Source organism: Roseibium sp. TrichSKD4 (assembly GCF_000148725.1).
In the GTDB taxonomy this organism is placed as follows: domain Bacteria; phylum Pseudomonadota; class Alphaproteobacteria; order Rhizobiales; family Stappiaceae; genus Roseibium.
Window position 1 is genome coordinate 59,503 of sequence record NZ_GL476313.1, and the last position, 16,993, is coordinate 76,495.

A 16,993-nucleotide genomic window follows, 5' to 3' on the forward strand; every position below is an offset into this window, starting at 1 on the left:
GACTTTAAAAATCATCTGAACCGTCCGGTAGGCACATGACTGATACCGCGATGCCCCAAAGGCGTGAGCTCATTTCGCCCAAAATGCTGCCCTATGTGCTGAGTTTACCTGCACTTCTGGTTTGCATCGGAATCCTGATCCCGTTCGTGACGGCGATCTATTATTCCTTGCAAAAATACAGAATGTCGCAGCCCTGGAACCGGGGCATGAACTGGGGCGAAAACTATCTGAAGTTCCTCTCAGACCCGGATTTCTGGAACACGCTGAAAGTGTCTCTGGTCTATGCAGGGTCTACGGTGGTCCTGGAGCTTTTGCTCGGCTTGGCAATTGCGCTGCTTTTGAGAAAGCGAACACCGGTCAATAATTTCATTTCCATCATGCTCTTGATGCCGCTTATGACAGCGCCCGCACTTGCTGCCCTGATGTTCAAGCTGATGACCAACCCGAATTTCGGCATCCTGAGTTATTTCATGCAGGTTCTGGGGTTCTCCGATTTCCGCTGGGGGTCCTCACCGGACACAGCTCTTTTCACAGTCGTTTTGGTCGACGTGTGGGTCTACACACCCTTTATGATGATCCTGCTTCTGGCTGGTTTGCGGTCCTTGCCGACACAGCCGTTTGAGGCCGCAGCTCTGGATGGCGTGCCGCGGCTGGAGCAGTTCTGGCGCATTACCCTGCCAATGCTCATGCCTTACATTTTGACCGCAGCCCTTTTCCGCCTTCTCGACTCTATCCAGCAGTTCGACATCATCTACGCAATGACCCAGGGCGGCCCCGGCGACACGTTGATGGTGTTCCAGGTTGAGGCGTATTTGAACTTCTTCCAATCCACCAATGTTGGGCGATCAACGGCCCTGCTGCTCATCCTTTGGGCAATCACATATGTGCTGTCAAACATCTTCGTCAAAAACTGGTTGCGCCTGCGCGAACGGGCACGAGGGGGAGCGTAAACCATGGACCATACATCCCTTTTGGAACGCTGGCTGCGCCGCTTTGCCTTGGCTCTCATCGTCACCTTTTTCATGTTCCCGATTTTCTGGATCGTGCTCATGAGCCTGCAGACCAATGAGACCATTTTGCGCTCTCCGCCCTCCATGGCGTTTGTCCCAACCTTCGACAATTATCTGGCCATTCTCGCCGGACGGCTGGACTCCAATGTCGCCAGCATGGGTATTGATTTCCTGAACAACCTGATGAACTCCATCATTCTTTCAGTGAGTTCGGTCGCGGTAGCCCTGTGTCTCGGCGTTCCAGCTGCCTACGCATTTGCCCGGCATAAATTCCGCGGATCGGAAGACATTGCCTTTACCCTTCTGTCCTTCCGGTTTGCCCCGCCGCTTCTGGTACTCCTGCCCCTTACGCTATACTTCCAGCAAATCGGGTTGGCTGACACCTATCTGGGACTGGTCTGGGTTTACCAGCTGATCTGCTTGCCGCTGATCCTCTGGATTGTCCGCGGCTATTTCGAAGACATCTCACCAGACATTGAATACGCCTACCGAATTGCCGGACACAGCTGGTTTGCCACGTTCCGCAAGATCGCGCTGCCACTCGCGGGCCCCGGAATTGCTGCAGCTGGCCTACTCGCCTTCATCTTTGCCTGGAACAACTTCATCTTCGCGTTGGTTCTAGCGTCTGCAGACAAGCAACCGGTGACGGTTGGGGCCCTCGCCTTCGTAACAGCGTCCGGCATTCAATACGGCCAGATCGCTGCGGCTGTCGTGCTTTCCATCGCTCCGACTTTGGCTCTCGCCCTTTGGGCCCAGCGCTATCTCGTCGAAGGTCTGTCCCTCGGTGCGGTGAAAGGGTGATCTCATGAGTTATCTTGATCTAAGCAACATCAGAAAGTCCTTCGAGAACGAAACTGTTCTCGATGGTATCTCGCTCAGCGTTCCTGAAGGCGGCACGCTGGTGCTTTTCGGCAAATCCGGGGCTGGCAAAACCGTTCTCTTGCGGACCATCGCGGGAGCCATCGACCCGGATGCAGGATCGGTGACAATTGGCGGACAGGACATGACAACTGTCCCACCAGAACACCGCGGTATCGGTATGGCGTTTCAAAACTTTGCGCTGTTCCCGCATATGAGCGCGTTCGACAATATCGCCAGTTCTCTAACGTCCCGCCGCATGTCTGCCTCGGAAATAAAACGAAAAGTGCAGGACGTCGCCGAACTCCTGAAGATCGACCACGTCCTGACGCACACGCCCAAGGCCCTTTCCAACGGACAGAAGCAACGCACCGCACTGGCGCGGGCGCTGGTATCCGAACCGAAAGTCCTGTTACTCGATGATCCCCTTAGAAACGTAGACGCAAAGCTGAGATTTGAGATGCGACTGGAACTGCCGTGCCTCCTGGCGGACCGAGGCGCGACAGTTGTTTATGTGACGCAGGACTACAAGGAAGCCATGGCCTTGGGCGAACGGATCGCGGTTTTGGATCAGGGGAACATTGTGCAGATTGGCTCCCCGGAAGATATCTACAAGCGCCCAGCAAATACTGAAATTGCCCAACTCTTCGGGGATCCAACGGTGAACCTGCTGGATGTTGTGCCTCAGGAAGACGAACGAGGATTGCACGCCTTCTTGTCAGACCAACGTGTCGACTTCCATGGCGATTTTCCAGGTGTTGCAGGCCGTGACTGCATCGTGGGGCTGCGCCCTGAAGCCCTGTCTTTCACTCAAAACGGCGGTTTTCCCGTTACAATCGAAGCCGTTACCCCTTTCAATGAAAAGACAGTCACCTTGGTCACGACCTTAAGGGGGCGCGAAATTTTGGTGTCTCAACCCGCGCAATCTACAGTTCCCGAAGGACCCGAGCAGAACATCACCATCTCCGCACAAGATGCGATCCTGTTTGACAGGCAAACCGGCAAACGGCTGGAGCCGGTAACAACAGGTGAACGAGTTGAGGAGGCGGCCTGATGTCCCTTTTAGAACTCAATGGGGTCAACAAGATCTACAATCCTGGCAGCGCGCACGCCGTTCATGCGGTCCAGAACCTCGACCTCAGCGTTGAAAAAGGCGAAATCGTAGCCCTCCTCGGATCCTCAGGCTGCGGTAAAACCTCAACACTCCGCATGATTGCCGGTTTTGAAGAGGCAAGTTCCGGCCAAATGGCCATCAACAGCAAAGAGATCAATCGTCTCCCCCCCGCCAAGCGCGGTGTTGCGATGGCTTTTGAGGGCTACTCGCTTTACCCGCCTTTGAGTATTCGCGAGAACATTGCCTTTGCGCTAAAGGCTGAAAAAATGCCTGCAACTGAGGTCAACAAGCAGGTCGAGGCAATTGCGGCGTTGCTGGAAATCAGCGATTTTCTGGACAAACGCCCCAACGCAATTTCCGGCGGGCAGCAACAACGCGCTAGCCTTGGGCGCTCACTGATCCGCAAGGCAGACCTCCACTTGCTTGATGAGCCCATGGGCCAACTGGAGCCACAACTTCGAGCACTCCTCAGAGGCCGCATCAAGCACTACATAAAGCAACATAATCTGACCGCGATCCTGGTGACCCACGATCAAACCGAAGCAAATGCATTGGCGGATCGAATTGCGGTGATGGAAGGCGGTGTGCTGCAGCAGTTCGACACACCGGAGAACCTGAAAAACAAGCCGGCAAACATTTTCACAGGCGCCTTCATTGGCGAACCTCCGATGAACCTGTTTGAGGCTGGCGCGGCTTTGAATGACACCGAAATTCACCTTCGACTGGGTGATGATGTAAAACTCGAATTCCCGAAAGCTCGGTTCTCACCTGAACTCATTGAACGTGTCCTGACAAACAAAAGCGTAGTCGTCGGCATTCGTCCCCACTCCGTTCACTTGGCAGAAACCGGGCACCCTGCAGAAGTCTACGCTAATCAATGGCTCGGCGACCAAACCCATGTAGCGGCACGATTTGCCGGGAAGTCCATCGTGTCCGTTGCCCATGACCGTGTGCGCTGTGGTCCGGGTGAGCAAGTGAACGTCCAAATAAACCCCGAAGACCTTCACATCTTTGATCCGGCAACAGGGGCAGCTCTCAGCCACGGTGGAGTTCTGGCATGAGTCACAAGGACCTTTTGATCGGAATTGATGCAGGAACGTCGGTTATCAAAGCCGTCGCTTTCGATTTAACAGGTCGTGAGGTCGCTCAAGCAGTTCGCCGCAACACCTACACCAGCCTGCCAAATGGCGGCGTTGAACAAAATATGGAACGGACCTGGTCTGACACTGCCGCCGTTTTGAAGGAACTGACAGAGGCCATACCCAACTGCGCAAATCGCTGCCTGTCGCTGGCTGTTACCGGTCAGGGCGATGGCACATGGCTGGTCGATAACAATGGAACTCCCATCCATGACGGTTGGCTTTGGCTGGATGGAAGAGCAGCCGACATTTCAAAGGCGCTTCAACAGGGTGAAACCGGCAAACGTATTTACGAGGTCACCGCAACTGGCATCAATATCAGTCAGATGCGCAGCCACCTGTGCTGGATGAAAGCTCATGCTCCAGACCTCTTGGAAAAGGCCGGAAAGGCCCTGCACTGCAAGGACTGGCTTTATCTACAACTGACCGGCGAATTTGCCACCGACATTACCGAAGGCCTTTTCACCTTTGGGGACTTTAAAACGCGCACCTACAGCAACAAACTGTTGGCCGATCTCGGGCTTGGCGAATTTAAGCACATATTGCCACCTATTCTGGACGGAACCACCACCGCCCATGGACTGAGCGCGAAAGCCGCCTCACAAACAGGCCTCCCTCAAGGTTTGCCGGTCAGTCTCGGTCTCGTGGACGTCATGTGCTGCGGGTTGGGAGCCGGTCTGTATGATCCGCAAAACATGCCCGGCCTCACCATTCTTGGATCAACGGGCATGCATATGCGGTTTGTGCCCAGCGCCGAAAATGTGACCCTCAATAACGATCGCTGCGGATACACGATGGCATTCCCGGGCAGCGCCTTTGCGCAAATGCAGACAAACATGGCTGCAACCTTGAACATCGATTGGGTGCTCGGCATTGCACAACAGATTTTGGCCTCACAAGGAATTGAGCGAGACCAAAATGACTTTCTGGCCACGCTCGATGATTTGGTGCTTTCAGCAACGGCCGGAAAAGCCCTTTTCCACCCGTTTATCTCTTCCGCAGGAGAGCGAGGACCGTTTACCGACCCAAATGCGCGGGCCAGCTGGACCGGTCTGGACCAGACCACCACTTGGCCAGACCTCCTGCGATCCGTGCTCGACAGCTTGGTTTTGGCCACCCGGGACTGCTACCAGACGATGGGCACGCTCCCCCATGAAATCCGCTTGACCGGCGGGGCGGCAAAGTCACAGGCACTGCGCAAGATGCTGGCTTCCGCCCTGAACGCACCGGTGCGGACAATTGCCCAGCCTGAAGCAGGGGCCGCCGGTGCAGCAATGATGGCGGCTGTCAAACAGGGCGTCTTTGCAAGTATTGAAGACGCAGCAGCCAAATGGGTAACACCCCTTCTTCAAGAGCCAGTTTTGCCCGATACCAGTTTGGCAAAAACATACGGCACCCTTTTCGCAGCTTACCTTGAGACCAGACAAGCTCTGTCACCTGTCTGGCAATTGCAGGCCTATGCCAGAAAGGAGCTGTCATGAGCGCTTCAATCGCCATAATCGGCGACCGGTTCATGGAGTCTTCCATCTTTGAACGGGAAATAAAGGCGGCCTGCGGTGAAAGCGTTTCATGCCGTTGCCTCGATCTACCCTGGCCAGACGAACCCATGGAGCACGGATACGCAAAAGCCGGTCTGGAAGGCCTCAAGGAATACATGGGGACACCAGAGTTGGTGCTTTCCCATCTTCAAGATGCTCCCGTGTTGGTCACGCACCTTGCGCCGGTGTCCAGTGAAATGCTCGACGCAGCCCCACACCTCAAGCTGGTCGCCGTGTCTCGAGGCGGTCCGGTCAATATCGCGATGGACAGGGCTCGGGAAAAAGGCGTTCTGGTGGTCAATACACCGGGAAGAAATGCGTCTGCAGTTGCCGAGTTCACCATCGGGGCAATCATCACCCAAACCCGCAACATCACCAAGGGTCACGATGCGCTTAGAAAGGGTGAATATCGCGGCGATCTTTACCGCGGTGATATCGTTGGCAATGAACTGTCAGACATGACCATCGGGGTCATCGGCTATGGCAACATCGGCACGCGCGTTGTGAAACTTCTGCGCGCATTTGGAACTAAGGTTCTAGTCTGCGACCCCTATGTTCAGCTCTCCGTTGACGATGCCAAGGACGGTGTTGAGCAGGTTGCCCTGTCAGACCTCCTGAAGCGCTCAGATCTGGTCACCCTCCACCCGCGCGTGACAACTGAAACCACCGGGATGATCGGCAGGTCCGAATTTGAGCAAATGAAGTCCGGTTCGGTGATCGTAAACACCGCGCGCGGTCCCTTGATGGATTACGAAGCGCTCTATGAAGCTCTCGTCAGCAGGCACCTTGGCGGTGCAATGCTCGAAACATTTTCAGTTGAGCCAACCAGGCCAGATGATCCTCTTCTTCAGCTTCCAAATGTCACCCTGACCCCACACATTGCAGGAGCCTCACAAAAGACAGTGAAGATCGCCGCCCAAGGAATTGCGGAAGAAATCCGCCGCTGGATATCCGGTGAACCACCCTTGAGACCGTGCTGAGGCAACCCATGAACAGGATGTTCCCAGATCCATCAAACGAGATCATGTCGGCTCAACCCCCTTCTGCGGAAGTTGACCTGTTGGTTGTTGGCGGTGGGATTAACGGAGTTGGCATCGCGCGTGATGCCGCTGGACGGGGTTTGTCAGTCGCGCTTTGCGAAAAGGGAGACCTTGCAGAAGGAACATCCTCACGGTCTGGGAAATATATTCACGGTGGCTTGCGCTATCTGGAGTACTACGAATTCCGGCTTGTGCGAGAAGCTCTAATCGAGCGCGAAGTCGTTCTGGAAGCTGCACCCCACCTGTCATGGCCGCTTCAATTGATCCTACCGCACAGCCCAACCCAAAGACCTCGCTGGTTAATCCGTCTTGGACTGTTTCTTTATGACAATTTGGGGGGTCGCAAACGGGTGCCGACCAGCAAGGCTGTTGATCTTTCTCGTGAGGCATTTGGAAACAGCCTCAAGAACAAATACCGCAAGGCATTCAGTTATTGGGATGTGTGGATAGATGATGCCCGACTTGTCATTTTGAATGCGGTGGATGCTGCCAGACGAGGCGCACAAATTCTGACACGCCATGAATGTGTCTCTCTGCGACGAGAAGACGAGGTTTGGCGCGCCGAGCTGCGAGACCACAACGCAGGGACAATCAGAACGCTCAGGGCCAAGGCAGTCATCAATGCCGCCGGGCCATGGGTGGAAAAGGTCATCAGCCAATCCGCAGGCATAAACTCCCGTTTAAATGTGCGCCTCGTCAAGGGTAGCCACATCATCCTTCCCAAATGGTGGGAAGGTGAAAATGGCTTCGTGCTTCAAGCACCTGACAAACGGCTTATCTTTGTGAACCCCTATTTCGAGAATATGGCTCTTGTGGGCACAACGGATATCCCTTTCGATGGCAAGGCCGAGGACGTTGCAATTGATGATGGGGAGGTCCGTTACCTTCTCGACATACTGGAACTTTATTTCGAAAAGACCTTTTCGCCATCTGAGGTGCTCTTTGACTATTCCGGTGTCCGGCCCCTGTTTGACGATGATGCGAACAAAAACGCCTCTGCGGTCACCCGCGACTACGAGTTCGAAATTGACGGCTCACTGGCACCTGAAGGCGACCGCCCCCCTATTCTTTCTGCCTTTGGCGGAAAGCTCACTACCTATCGCAAACTCTCAGAACATGCGTTGGAAAAACTTGCTCCGTTCTTCCGCCAAATGCAGCCCTCATGGACGGCCAATGCTCCATTGCCCGGCGGAGATTTGGGAGGAAAGCAGTTTATTAGTTGGCTAAATGACTTTTATCGCGCTTACCCACAACTGCCAAAACCTCTACTCAAGCATTTGGCCCATTGCTACGGCGGCGATGCCCACCTTCTCCTTGATGGCGTTACAAGCGTGACAGACCTTGGTGTTCATTTTGGCGGGCAATTTTATGAAAAAGAAGCTGAATGGCTGATGGAAAAAGAGTGGGCTCAAACGGCGGACGACATCTTGCTCCGCCGCACCAAACACGGTCTGTTTTTGACCAAAACTCAGCGCATCGTTTTTGAAACCTGGATAGAAGACCGGCAAAAAGCCAATGCACTCATTTCTTGAGTTGAGACAAGACCTAGAGCTCCAGAAGCTGATTAATGTATCAGCCAAATTGGGACGCGATCCGTTGCAAGTGCAGGGCCCGGGTGGCAACACCTCTATCAAGCGAGATGGGGCAATGTGGATCAAGGCTTCCGGAACATGGCTCGCGGAAGCAACGGAGCGGGATATTTTTGTACCAGTGTTCGCCAAGGCGTTTGCGGAGGCTGTTCGGACAAGAAAGCCGGGGGCAGGCAACACACGTGATTTCGCGGCAAAAGTCGAAAATGCGCCACCTCATCACGCCTCAATTGAGACCTGCGTCCACGCTGTTCTGGATTGGCCCGTCGTGCTGCATACCCACTGCGTGGAAACGATTGCGGTCGCTGTTCGCAAGAATGCAGAATTGCTGGTGTCAGAGGCTTTATCAGACCTTGAGGCTGTGTTCATTCCTTACATCAAACCAGGTCTTGATCTTGCGTATTCGATAATAGAACGCACAACCCCTAAAACCCGCGTTCTTGTTCTGGGAAATCACGGTTTGGTCGCAACCGGGAACACGGTAGACGGAGCGGAGGCTTTGCTTTTGGAAGTAAGCAGGCGGCTGTCTAAGCTCAATGAGCATGAAAACCCGCCGACCTTATGCGCCATTCCTCCAGAAGCCCTCGGGGCCGGCTGGATGGCTGCTCCCTCACACAAAACACAGACCGTCGCCTTTACCGAGCATTTGATCGAGAAACTCCAAGCCAACACGCTCTATCCCGACCATTTGATTTTCCTCGGGCCCGGCTGTGCAATCGCAGAACCGGGTGAGAGTGTGCATCAAGCGGCAGAGCGGGCCAGTGCGGGAGACGCAAGTCGGAAACTTGTGCTGGTCCCCGGCCGAGGCGTTGCCATACCGACAGATTCCACGCCTGCCATGTTGGCACTTGCAAATGGATTTGGCGAAATCATCACGCGCATCCCAAAAGACGCCGAACTCACCTATTTGACGAAATCGCAAGAGGATGAGCTGATCAACTGGGATGCTGAAAAGTTGAGGCAGGAACTCAATAAGAAAGCAGAGACAGCCTGATGTCTGACCGCCTTGCCCTTGGCGTTGATATTGGCACCTCGGGTGTTCGAGTTGCAGCCGTGCGCGAAGATGGAACTCTTGCCCACCTCGCCAAGGCAGAAATGGACCTGACCAAGGGCGGACGAAATGACCCCGAGGTGTGGCTCGATGCCTTGGCCAAAGCGACATCTGAGCTCGCAAGCGCAATTAACCCGTCAACCATTGAAGCCATCAGTGTCGACGGAACCTCCGGTACGGTTCTGGCTCTGGATCAAGAAAACCGGCCCGTGGGTTCGGCACTGATGTACAATGACGCCACTTCAGATCCAAAAATCCCGAAGGCCATCGCAGCTGTTGCTCCGAAAGAAAGTGCAGCGCATGGCCCGGCATCTGCCCTGTCAAGGACGCTGGAATTGCAAAAACGCTCAGGTGTCACCCGCATTGCCCATCAGGCAGACTGGATAGCAGAACAACTTGCCGGAACGCCCGTTCCGAGCGATGAAAGCAACGCTTTAAAGACCGGCTACGATCCGATTGCCCGATGCTGGCCCGACTGGCTGTCAGAAACCGGCATAACGGCAAATCTTCTTCCAGATGTAGTGCAGACAGGAACCGCAACTGCGATCACCAACGGTTCCTTTGGACTGCCATCCGGCATTCCAATTGTCGCTGGCGTATCTGATGGATGCGCATCCTTTCTCGCCACGGGTGCCAAGGAGGTCGGCGACGCGGTTACGGCGCTCGGGACCACGATGACCCTCAAACTCTTGTCCGATACCCCAATCTTCGCTCCAGAGTATGGGATCTACAGCCACCGGATTGGGGAGAGATGGCTAGCTGGTGGGGCTTCCAACACGGGCGGCGGCGTTCTTCTTCAGTATTTTTCTGAAGATGAGATGGCGAACCTCAGCGACAGAATCGATCCAGAACAACCAAGCGGTCTGGACTACTACCCGCTTTCAAAGACCGGAGAACGCTTTCCGATCAACGATCCAGATCTTGCTCCCAAACTGTCACCACGGCCAGAAGACGACGTTCAGTTCTTTCACGGCCTACTTGAAGGGATCGCGCGGATCGAGGCTCTCGGCTATCAGCGGCTTAAGGAGTTGGGAGCACCATCCTTAAAAACTCTCCGCACGGTCGGCGGCGGCGGCAAAAACAAAATCTGGAAATCCATCCGCAACACGCTGATCAATGCCCCAACGCCCCCTTCCCAATCTGGCGAGGCTGCCGTTGGTTCAGCGCATATTGCCCGGTCTTATCTGGAGGGCAGCAGGTGACACGCGAAATCCAGAGGTTGAGCCAGATCATGGACCGTTTTGACGCTGTACTGATTGATCAGTTCGGTGTGCTGCATGACGGGCAAACAGTGTTTGATGGCGCCATTCCCTGCCTTGAAGCGCTTCGTGATACTCGCAAACCTGTCGTTGCCCTGACAAACTCCGGTCGGACAAAAGCCCCAAATATAAAGCGACTGACCCGCCTTGGGTTCTCAAACGACCTTGTTTCCGATGTCGTAACCAGCGGCGATCTCGCGCGCGCTCTGATCCAAAACAAGCTTGAAGCTGGAATTCTTCGGCCTGGAAATCGGGTTCTCAACCTGGCGCGTGACAATGACAGCAGCGTTCTGGACGGTCTGGGTTTTGAGGTTCTGGACACTGCCCACACCGAAATTGATTTGGTCTTTCTCTCAGGCGTGACACCTGAAAGCCATTCCAGAAATGACTACAAATCCATGCTGAAAAATCTTGCCCGAAAGGGTGTCCCGGCCATCTGCGCAAACCCTGACCACATGATGTATGTAAACGGGTCTGCTGCCTTCGGAGCCGGGATAGTCGCTGAAGACTACCAAAACGCGGGCGGTCCGGTGGAAGTAATCGGAAAACCGTACCGCGAAATCTTTGAAGCCGGTTTGCATGCCTTGGGAAGCCCACCTCCTGGCAGAACTCTGATGATTGGAGACAGCCCACATCATGATATTGCTGGTGGTGCTGCAGCGGGGTGCCTGACGCTCTTGATCTCCAGTGGCGTTCAAGCGGGAGCCGGGATCTCAGAAACACAACCCAACTTCGTCATGACCACCCTCACACTCTGATCACACAACATCGCTCATCGAGCCGACCGAGAGTCAGCTGCAAAACCGAACAGGAGATTGGGCTTATGAACAAAGATGAACTTGCCCTCCGCGAAGAGATTGTCGCCCGATGCCGCGAAATGAACTCAAGCGGCATTAATCAGGGAACATCCGGCAACATTTCAGTACGCTTTGAAGACCGAATGCTCATTTCACCATCAGCCACCCCTTACGACCAGATGACGCCTGAAATGGTCTCCTCGGTCGGACTGGAAGATACCAGTGTTGCTTGTGAAGGGCCTTTGAAGCCATCAACCGAATGGCGGTTTCATCAAAAATTGCTGCGGGATCGTCCGGACGCTGGTGCAGTGGTACATGCTCATCCCACCTATTGCACAACACTCGCCATTGCCCGCAAGGACATCCCATCCTGCCACTATATGATCGCGGCCTTCGGCGGAACATCCGTGCGCTGCGCAGGCTACGCCACGTTTGGAACTGAAGAACTTTCCGTTTTGGCTATTGAAGCCATGCAGGACCGCACTGCTTGCCTTCTCGCCAATCACGGCATGATTGCTATCGGCGAAAACCTTGCCAAAGCCATGTGGCGCGCGATTGAGCTGGAGACCATCGCCAAGCAATATTATCTAAGCCTTCAAATCGGCGGCCCAACCATTTTGAGCGATGAAGAAATCGAAGACACGATGAAAGGTTTTTCCGGCTACGGACTTCAGGACAAGTAAGTTCTGGTTGCCAGACCGGACACTTCGGTCATTCCAGACCAGCTGAACGTATGTGAAGCGGTGATCAGGATTCCAGACATCAGTCACGCGTAGCGTGGCTAATCCTAAATGTCTTGTATGCGCCTACGCTCATGCTGATACGCCAGGTTCCGGATCTTCCTGCAGCTTCGCTGCACTCGTCCGGAATAACGCAAGGTCCTCGACACCGACACAAAAAGCCCGCCGCAGTTGACTGCGGCGGGCATTATTTTTGACAACCTGACAGCAGATCAGCTGATCAAGGTCAAAAGCTTGTCGAGCGAAGCCTTCGCATCGCCGTAGAACATGCGCGTGTTCTCCTTGTAGAACAGTGGGTTCTCAATACCGGAGTAACCTGTGCCCTGCCCGCGCTTGGAGACGAAGACCTGCTTGGCCTTCCAGCACTCAAGCACTGGCATGCCAGCGATCGGCGAGTTCGGGTCTTCCTGAGCAGCCGGGTTGACGATGTCATTGGAGCCAATGACGATGGCAACGTCCGTGTCCGGGAAGTCCTCGTTGATTTCGTCCATTTCCATAACGATATCGTAAGGCACTTTCGCTTCAGCAAGCAGTACGTTCATGTGTCCCGGCAAACGACCCGCAACCGGGTGAATGGCGAAGCGCACGGTTTTGCCCTTGGCACGCAGACGACGGGTGAGTTCAGCAACATTCTGCTGAGCCTGTGCAACCGCCATACCGTAGCCTGGAATGATGATGATCTGGTCAGCATCTTCCAGTGCGGATGCTACTCCATCGGCATCAATGGCGATCTGCTCACCTTCCACTTCCATGGCTGGTCCGGTTGTGCCACCAAAGCCGCCCAAAATCACCGAAATGAACGATCGGTTCATTGCCTTACACATGATGTAGGACAGGATCGCACCTGAGGAACCAACCAGCGCACCTACGACGATCAGAAGGTCGTTGCCAAGCGAGAAACCAATCGCAGCAGCCGCCCAGCCCGAATAGCTGTTCAGCATGGACACTACCACTGGCATGTCGGCACCGCCGATGCCCATAATCAGGTGATACCCGATGAAGAGCGCAGCGATCGTCATGATGATCAACGGGAACCAGCCACCAGTGTTGAAGTACCAGACCAGGGCGATCAGGGAGATGGCTGCAGCCCCTGCATTGAGCATGTGGCCGCCCGGCAGCTTTGTTGCTGCAGAGGTGACCTTACCGGCCAGCTTGCCATAGGCAACGACAGACCCTGTGAAGGTAATCGCACCGATGAAGACACCGAGGAATAGTTCCACCCGCAGGATCGCGATCTCAACCGCATCCTTCTTGGCCAAAAGCGCTGCAAAACCCTCAAGGGCCTTTCGCTCACTTTCATCCATGGCCAGAACGCGGCCAAGTTCGATATGCGCGTTAAAGCCCACGAAAACAGCAGCCAAACCAACCAGCGAGTGCATGGCCGCAACCAGTTCCGGCATCTGGGTCATTTGAACCCGGTTTGCCAGAAAATAGCCGATCACGCCACCTGCAGCGATCAGTACCAGCGACAGGAGCCACAGGCCAGAGCCGGGTCCAATCAATGTGGCGAACACCGCCAGTGCCATACCGGCAATGCCGTACCATACTGCGCGTTTTGCGCTCTCCTGTCCTGACAATCCCCCAAGAGAGAGAATGAAGAGAACAGCCGCGACCACATAGGCCGCTGTCGTAAATCCGAAATCCATCTGACTACTCTCTCAATTCAAGACTTTTGGAACATGGCGAGCATTCGGCGCGTCACTAGGAAGCCACCAAATATGTTGATGCCGGCCATGAAGACCGAGAGCGCGGCGAGCAATATGACAAGGAAACTGCCCGAACCGATCTGCATCAGCGCACCCAGAATGATGATTGAGGAGATCGCGTTGGTCACTGCCATCAGCGGTGTGTGCAAGCTGTGCGCAACACCCCAGATCACTTGGAAACCCACGAAAACAGCCAACACGAACACGATGAAGTGCTGCATGAAGCTGGCCGGAGCAACGAGCCCCACACCAAGGATCAGCGCAGCACCAACAGCCAGCAAGGTGACCTGCTGCTTGGTCTGAGCCTTAAAGTCCGCCATTTCCTTGGCGCGCAACTCTTCTGGGGTGAGTTCCTTAGGCTTTTCCTGGCTCTTGGCCGCAATGGCCTGAACTTTCGGCGGTGGAGGTGGGAAGGTGACTTCCCCTTCGTGGGTCACAGTTGCCCCACGGATCACATCATCTTCCATGTTATGTGCAATCTGACCGTCCTTTTCAGGGGTCAGGTCGGTCATCATGTGACGGATGTTGGTCGCATAAAGAGTGGAAGACTGAGCCGCCATACGGCTCGGGAAGTCGGTGTAACCAATAATCGTTACGCCGTTGTCGGTCACAACCTTCTCGTCCATCACTGTACCGTCAACATTGCCGCCTTTTTCAGCGGCAAGGTCAACGATCACAGAACCGGGCTTCATGGCCTTGACCATGTCTTCCAGCCAAAGCTTTGGAGCTTCGCGGTTCGGAATCAGGGCCGTGGTGATGACGATGTCCATGTCTGGCGCCAGTTCACGGAACTTGGCAAGCTGCGCTTCACGGAATTCTGGGCTGGAGACCGAGGCGTATCCACCGGTCGCGGCTCCATCTTGCTGCTCTTCTTTAAAGTCGAGATAGACAAATTCAGCGCCCATACTCTCAACTTGCTCAGCCACTTCCGGACGAACATCAAAAGCGTAGGTGACAGCGCCGAGACTAGTCGAGGTGCCGATGGCCGCAAGACCGGCAACACCAGCTCCAACAACCAAGACCTTTGCGGGAGGAACCTTACCAGCCGCAGTGATCTGGCCGGTGAAGAAGCGACCAAAATTGTTGCCCGCTTCAATGACGGCACGATATCCGGCGATATTCGCCATGGATGAGAGAGCATCCATCTTCTGCGCACGGCTGATCCGTGGGACCATTTCCATGGCAATGACGCTGGCGCCTTTCGATTTGGCCAGCTCAAGCCCCTCTTCGTTTCCGGCAGGATTGAAGAAGGAAATCAGCGTTTTGTCGGATGTCAGGCGTTTCAGTTCTGTTTCGGTTGGCTGACGCACCTTCGTGATGATGTCGGCCGCTTTCCAAAGGGCAGCCGGTGTCTTGATGATCTCTACACCAGCTTCTGCATACGCCTCATCGGAAAAACCTGCCAGCGCACCGGCACCCGCCTCGATCGCGCACTCAAACCCCAGTTTCTGCAGCTGTTTTGCAGAATCCGGCGTCATAGCAACCCGCGCCTCTCCGGGAAATACTTCCCGAGGCGTTCCTATCTTCTGTCCCATAAATCACGCCTTCTTCGTTTTGGGCGACAACAAATCCGTTTTCATTCCTGAAGTGCCCCCACAGGAAATGACCAGGTGTTCGATAAGGTGGGAAACAATTGTATCAAGTCTCTCAATTCACCCAGATCGTGGCCCAATTTGATTGCCGAAGTGGTCCGACAACAAAATCACCGGCATATTTACCAACGATATATCGGCAAATACCACGTTCACAGACCTGTTTGAAGGGCCGTTTATTATACTTTCCACCCGGTGATAGAAAAGTTTTTGCACTGCGCAACTCAAGGTAAGGACATTCCCTTACTAATCGGCATTTGACTATACGAAACCCTCACTGCATTTCCGCCCGCAACCGCCAAAGGGCACACGAGAGAGCTCAAGGGTTCTCGAAATGGTCGATTGCCTTAATTGCCCCCCGTAGTTCGGCAAGCCCACGCAGTCTGCCAATTGCAGGATAGCCCGGCGTTGAAGTCTCTTGCAGATCATGAAGACGGCGATGTCCATGATCCGGACGCATTGGAATCTCTTTGCCAAGTTCTCGTTCCAGACATCTGACCACCCGAAGGACCGCAATCATGTCGACATCACCTTCCAGGTGGTTGTCTTCGTAAAAACTCCTTGGGTCTTCCTCCCGGCGCGTTGCTCGCAGATGCATGAAATGCACACGCTCACCCAGTTCGCCAACAATCTTCGGCAAATCATTATCCGCGTGCACTCCCAAAGACCCGGAGCAAACCGTGAAGCCGTTTGAGACTGAAGGATGCATTGCTTTGATCCGGTGAAGATCTTCCAAGTTGGAAACGATCCGGGGCAGGCCAAAAATTGGGCGAGGGGGGTCATCGGGGTGAATTGCCAGAACGGCTCCCGCCTCATCTGCAGCTGGGATAACGATCTCCAGAAAGTTCTGAAGATTTTGAAAAAGCTGTTCGCGATCAATTCCCTTGTAGGCCTCAAGACGTTCTTTGAACTGGTCTAAGGTGTAACTTTCTTCCGATCCGGGAAGCCCCGCGATAATCGTATCCGTAAGACGTTTAACATCTTCATCGGACTTGTCTGCAAGCCATCTTTCTGCTGCTTCAACATCCTCCAACGTATAATCCGCTATAGCACCTTCCCTCTTCAAAACGAACAGGTCAAATGCTGCGTAAGCTGGAAACTCAAACCGAAGGGCAGTCGCACCATCTGGCAGAAGGCATTCAAGATCAGTTCGTGTCCAGTCCAAAACGGGCATAAAATTATAACAGATTGTCCTCACACCCTCTTGAGCCAGCAGCTTTACCGTTTCAGCCCAATTTTGGGCTAGCCTCTCCCAGCCCGAAGCGGCGCTTTTGATGTCCTCATGAACAGGAATGCTTTCGACAACCTGCCAAGTTAAGCCAGCTTGCTCGATCATCTCTCGGCGCGTCCTGATCGCTTCCCGTGGCCAAACAACCCCGTTGGGCTGATCGTGCAAGGCAGTTACAATCCCGACTGCACCGGTTTGGCGAACATCTTGAAGTGAAATGGGGTCTTCAGGTCCAAACCAGCGCCAACTTTCAATCATCGCATCCGCCCCTTTTTCTTTCACCGAGAGATTAGATCCTCTCCTTTCATTGTCAAAGCGAAGACCATGCAGCA

General features: G+C 54.4%; 14 protein-coding genes. 11 read left to right on the plus strand and 3 right to left on the minus strand.

Annotation, left to right across the window (positions count from 1 at the left end):
* The first annotated feature begins 35 nt into the window (after window positions 1-35).
* From TRICHSKD4_RS11475 to TRICHSKD4_RS11525, 11 genes are all read left to right on the plus strand, one after another.
* Entirely contained in the window at window positions 36-950 is a 915-nt protein-coding gene (locus tag TRICHSKD4_RS11475; RefSeq protein WP_050763413.1) for a carbohydrate ABC transporter permease, read from the plus strand.
* Window positions 951-953: 3 nt separating this feature from the next.
* On the plus strand, window positions 954-1,811 hold the full coding sequence (locus TRICHSKD4_RS11480; RefSeq protein WP_009467423.1) for a carbohydrate ABC transporter permease: 858 nt from the start codon (window positions 954-956) through the stop codon (window positions 1,809-1,811).
* A 4-nt stretch (window positions 1,812-1,815) separates the two neighbouring features.
* Window positions 1,816-2,922 (plus strand): ABC transporter ATP-binding protein, encoded by a 1,107-nt coding sequence (locus TRICHSKD4_RS11485; protein ID WP_009467424.1) that lies wholly within the window; start codon window positions 1,816-1,818, stop codon window positions 2,920-2,922.
* On the plus strand, window positions 2,922-4,043 hold the full coding sequence (locus TRICHSKD4_RS11490; protein ID WP_009467425.1) for an ABC transporter ATP-binding protein: 1,122 nt from the start codon (window positions 2,922-2,924) through the stop codon (window positions 4,041-4,043). Before TRICHSKD4_RS11485 ends, TRICHSKD4_RS11490 begins: the two co-directional genes overlap by 1 nt.
* Window positions 4,040-5,602, plus strand: coding sequence for an FGGY-family carbohydrate kinase (locus tag TRICHSKD4_RS11495; RefSeq protein WP_009467426.1), 1,563 nt, complete (start codon window positions 4,040-4,042; stop codon window positions 5,600-5,602). Before TRICHSKD4_RS11490 ends, TRICHSKD4_RS11495 begins: the two co-directional genes overlap by 4 nt.
* Entirely contained in the window at window positions 5,599-6,639 is a 1,041-nt protein-coding gene (locus TRICHSKD4_RS11500) for a 2-hydroxyacid dehydrogenase (RefSeq protein WP_009467427.1), read from the plus strand. The genes TRICHSKD4_RS11495 and TRICHSKD4_RS11500 overlap by 4 nt, the downstream gene beginning before the upstream one ends.
* A 17-nt stretch (window positions 6,640-6,656) precedes the next feature.
* On the plus strand, window positions 6,657-8,231 hold the full coding sequence (locus TRICHSKD4_RS11505; protein ID WP_247642812.1) for a glycerol-3-phosphate dehydrogenase: 1,575 nt from the start codon (window positions 6,657-6,659) through the stop codon (window positions 8,229-8,231).
* Complete coding sequence (locus TRICHSKD4_RS11510) at window positions 8,215-9,282, plus strand: class II aldolase/adducin family protein (RefSeq protein WP_009467429.1); 1,068 nt, start codon at window positions 8,215-8,217, stop codon at window positions 9,280-9,282. The genes TRICHSKD4_RS11505 and TRICHSKD4_RS11510 overlap by 17 nt, the downstream gene beginning before the upstream one ends.
* The gene (locus TRICHSKD4_RS11515; protein ID WP_009467430.1) at window positions 9,282-10,541 is read left to right on the plus strand and encodes an FGGY-family carbohydrate kinase; all 1,260 of its coding nucleotides are present in this window, start codon (window positions 9,282-9,284) and stop codon (window positions 10,539-10,541) included. Before TRICHSKD4_RS11510 ends, TRICHSKD4_RS11515 begins: the two co-directional genes overlap by 1 nt.
* Window positions 10,538-11,356: a TIGR01459 family HAD-type hydrolase gene (locus TRICHSKD4_RS11520; protein WP_009467431.1), complete on the plus strand. Its 819-nt coding sequence runs from the start codon at window positions 10,538-10,540 to the stop codon at window positions 11,354-11,356. The genes TRICHSKD4_RS11515 and TRICHSKD4_RS11520 overlap by 4 nt, the downstream gene beginning before the upstream one ends.
* A gap of 65 nt (window positions 11,357-11,421) precedes the next feature.
* On the plus strand, window positions 11,422-12,078 hold the full coding sequence (locus TRICHSKD4_RS11525; protein WP_009467432.1) for a class II aldolase/adducin family protein: 657 nt from the start codon (window positions 11,422-11,424) through the stop codon (window positions 12,076-12,078).
* A 269-nt stretch (window positions 12,079-12,347) separates the two neighbouring features.
* Here TRICHSKD4_RS11525 and TRICHSKD4_RS11530 read toward each other — a convergent pair whose 3' ends face one another.
* From TRICHSKD4_RS11530 to uxuA, 3 genes are all read right to left on the minus strand, one after another.
* Window positions 12,348-13,781: an NAD(P)(+) transhydrogenase (Re/Si-specific) subunit beta gene (locus TRICHSKD4_RS11530; protein WP_009467433.1), complete on the minus strand. Its 1,434-nt coding sequence runs from the start codon at window positions 13,779-13,781 to the stop codon at window positions 12,348-12,350.
* A 17-nt stretch (window positions 13,782-13,798) separates the two neighbouring features.
* A complete protein-coding gene (locus tag TRICHSKD4_RS11535) occupies window positions 13,799-15,376 on the minus strand; it encodes a Re/Si-specific NAD(P)(+) transhydrogenase subunit alpha (protein ID WP_009467434.1) in 1,578 nt (525 codons plus the stop codon).
* A gap of 376 nt (window positions 15,377-15,752) precedes the next feature.
* A complete protein-coding gene (uxuA, locus tag TRICHSKD4_RS11540) occupies window positions 15,753-16,919 on the minus strand; it encodes a mannonate dehydratase (protein WP_040616780.1) in 1,167 nt (388 codons plus the stop codon).
* Window positions 16,920-16,993: the final 74 nt, after the last annotated feature.

Coding starts and splice junctions, on each gene's coding strand:
- TRICHSKD4_RS11475 (WP_050763413.1), top strand. CDS start 36: ATGACTGATACCGCGATGCCCCAAAGGCGTGAGCTCATTTCGCCCAAA.
- TRICHSKD4_RS11480 (WP_009467423.1), top strand. CDS start 954: ATGGACCATACATCCCTTTTGGAACGCTGGCTGCGCCGCTTTGCCTTG.
- TRICHSKD4_RS11485 (WP_009467424.1), top strand. CDS start 1,816: ATGAGTTATCTTGATCTAAGCAACATCAGAAAGTCCTTCGAGAACGAA.
- TRICHSKD4_RS11490 (WP_009467425.1), top strand. CDS start 2,922: ATGTCCCTTTTAGAACTCAATGGGGTCAACAAGATCTACAATCCTGGC.
- TRICHSKD4_RS11495 (WP_009467426.1), top strand. CDS start 4,040: ATGAGTCACAAGGACCTTTTGATCGGAATTGATGCAGGAACGTCGGTT.
- TRICHSKD4_RS11500 (WP_009467427.1), top strand. CDS start 5,599: ATGAGCGCTTCAATCGCCATAATCGGCGACCGGTTCATGGAGTCTTCC.
- TRICHSKD4_RS11505 (WP_247642812.1), top strand. CDS start 6,657: ATGTTCCCAGATCCATCAAACGAGATCATGTCGGCTCAACCCCCTTCT.
- TRICHSKD4_RS11510 (WP_009467429.1), top strand. CDS start 8,215: ATGCACTCATTTCTTGAGTTGAGACAAGACCTAGAGCTCCAGAAGCTG.
- TRICHSKD4_RS11515 (WP_009467430.1), top strand. CDS start 9,282: ATGTCTGACCGCCTTGCCCTTGGCGTTGATATTGGCACCTCGGGTGTT.
- TRICHSKD4_RS11525 (WP_009467432.1), top strand. CDS start 11,422: ATGAACAAAGATGAACTTGCCCTCCGCGAAGAGATTGTCGCCCGATGC.
- TRICHSKD4_RS11530 (WP_009467433.1), bottom strand. CDS start 13,781: ATGGATTTCGGATTTACGACAGCGGCCTATGTGGTCGCGGCTGTTCTC.
- TRICHSKD4_RS11535 (WP_009467434.1), bottom strand. CDS start 15,376: ATGGGACAGAAGATAGGAACGCCTCGGGAAGTATTTCCCGGAGAGGCG.
- uxuA (WP_040616780.1), bottom strand. CDS start 16,919: ATGATTGAAAGTTGGCGCTGGTTTGGACCTGAAGACCCCATTTCACTT.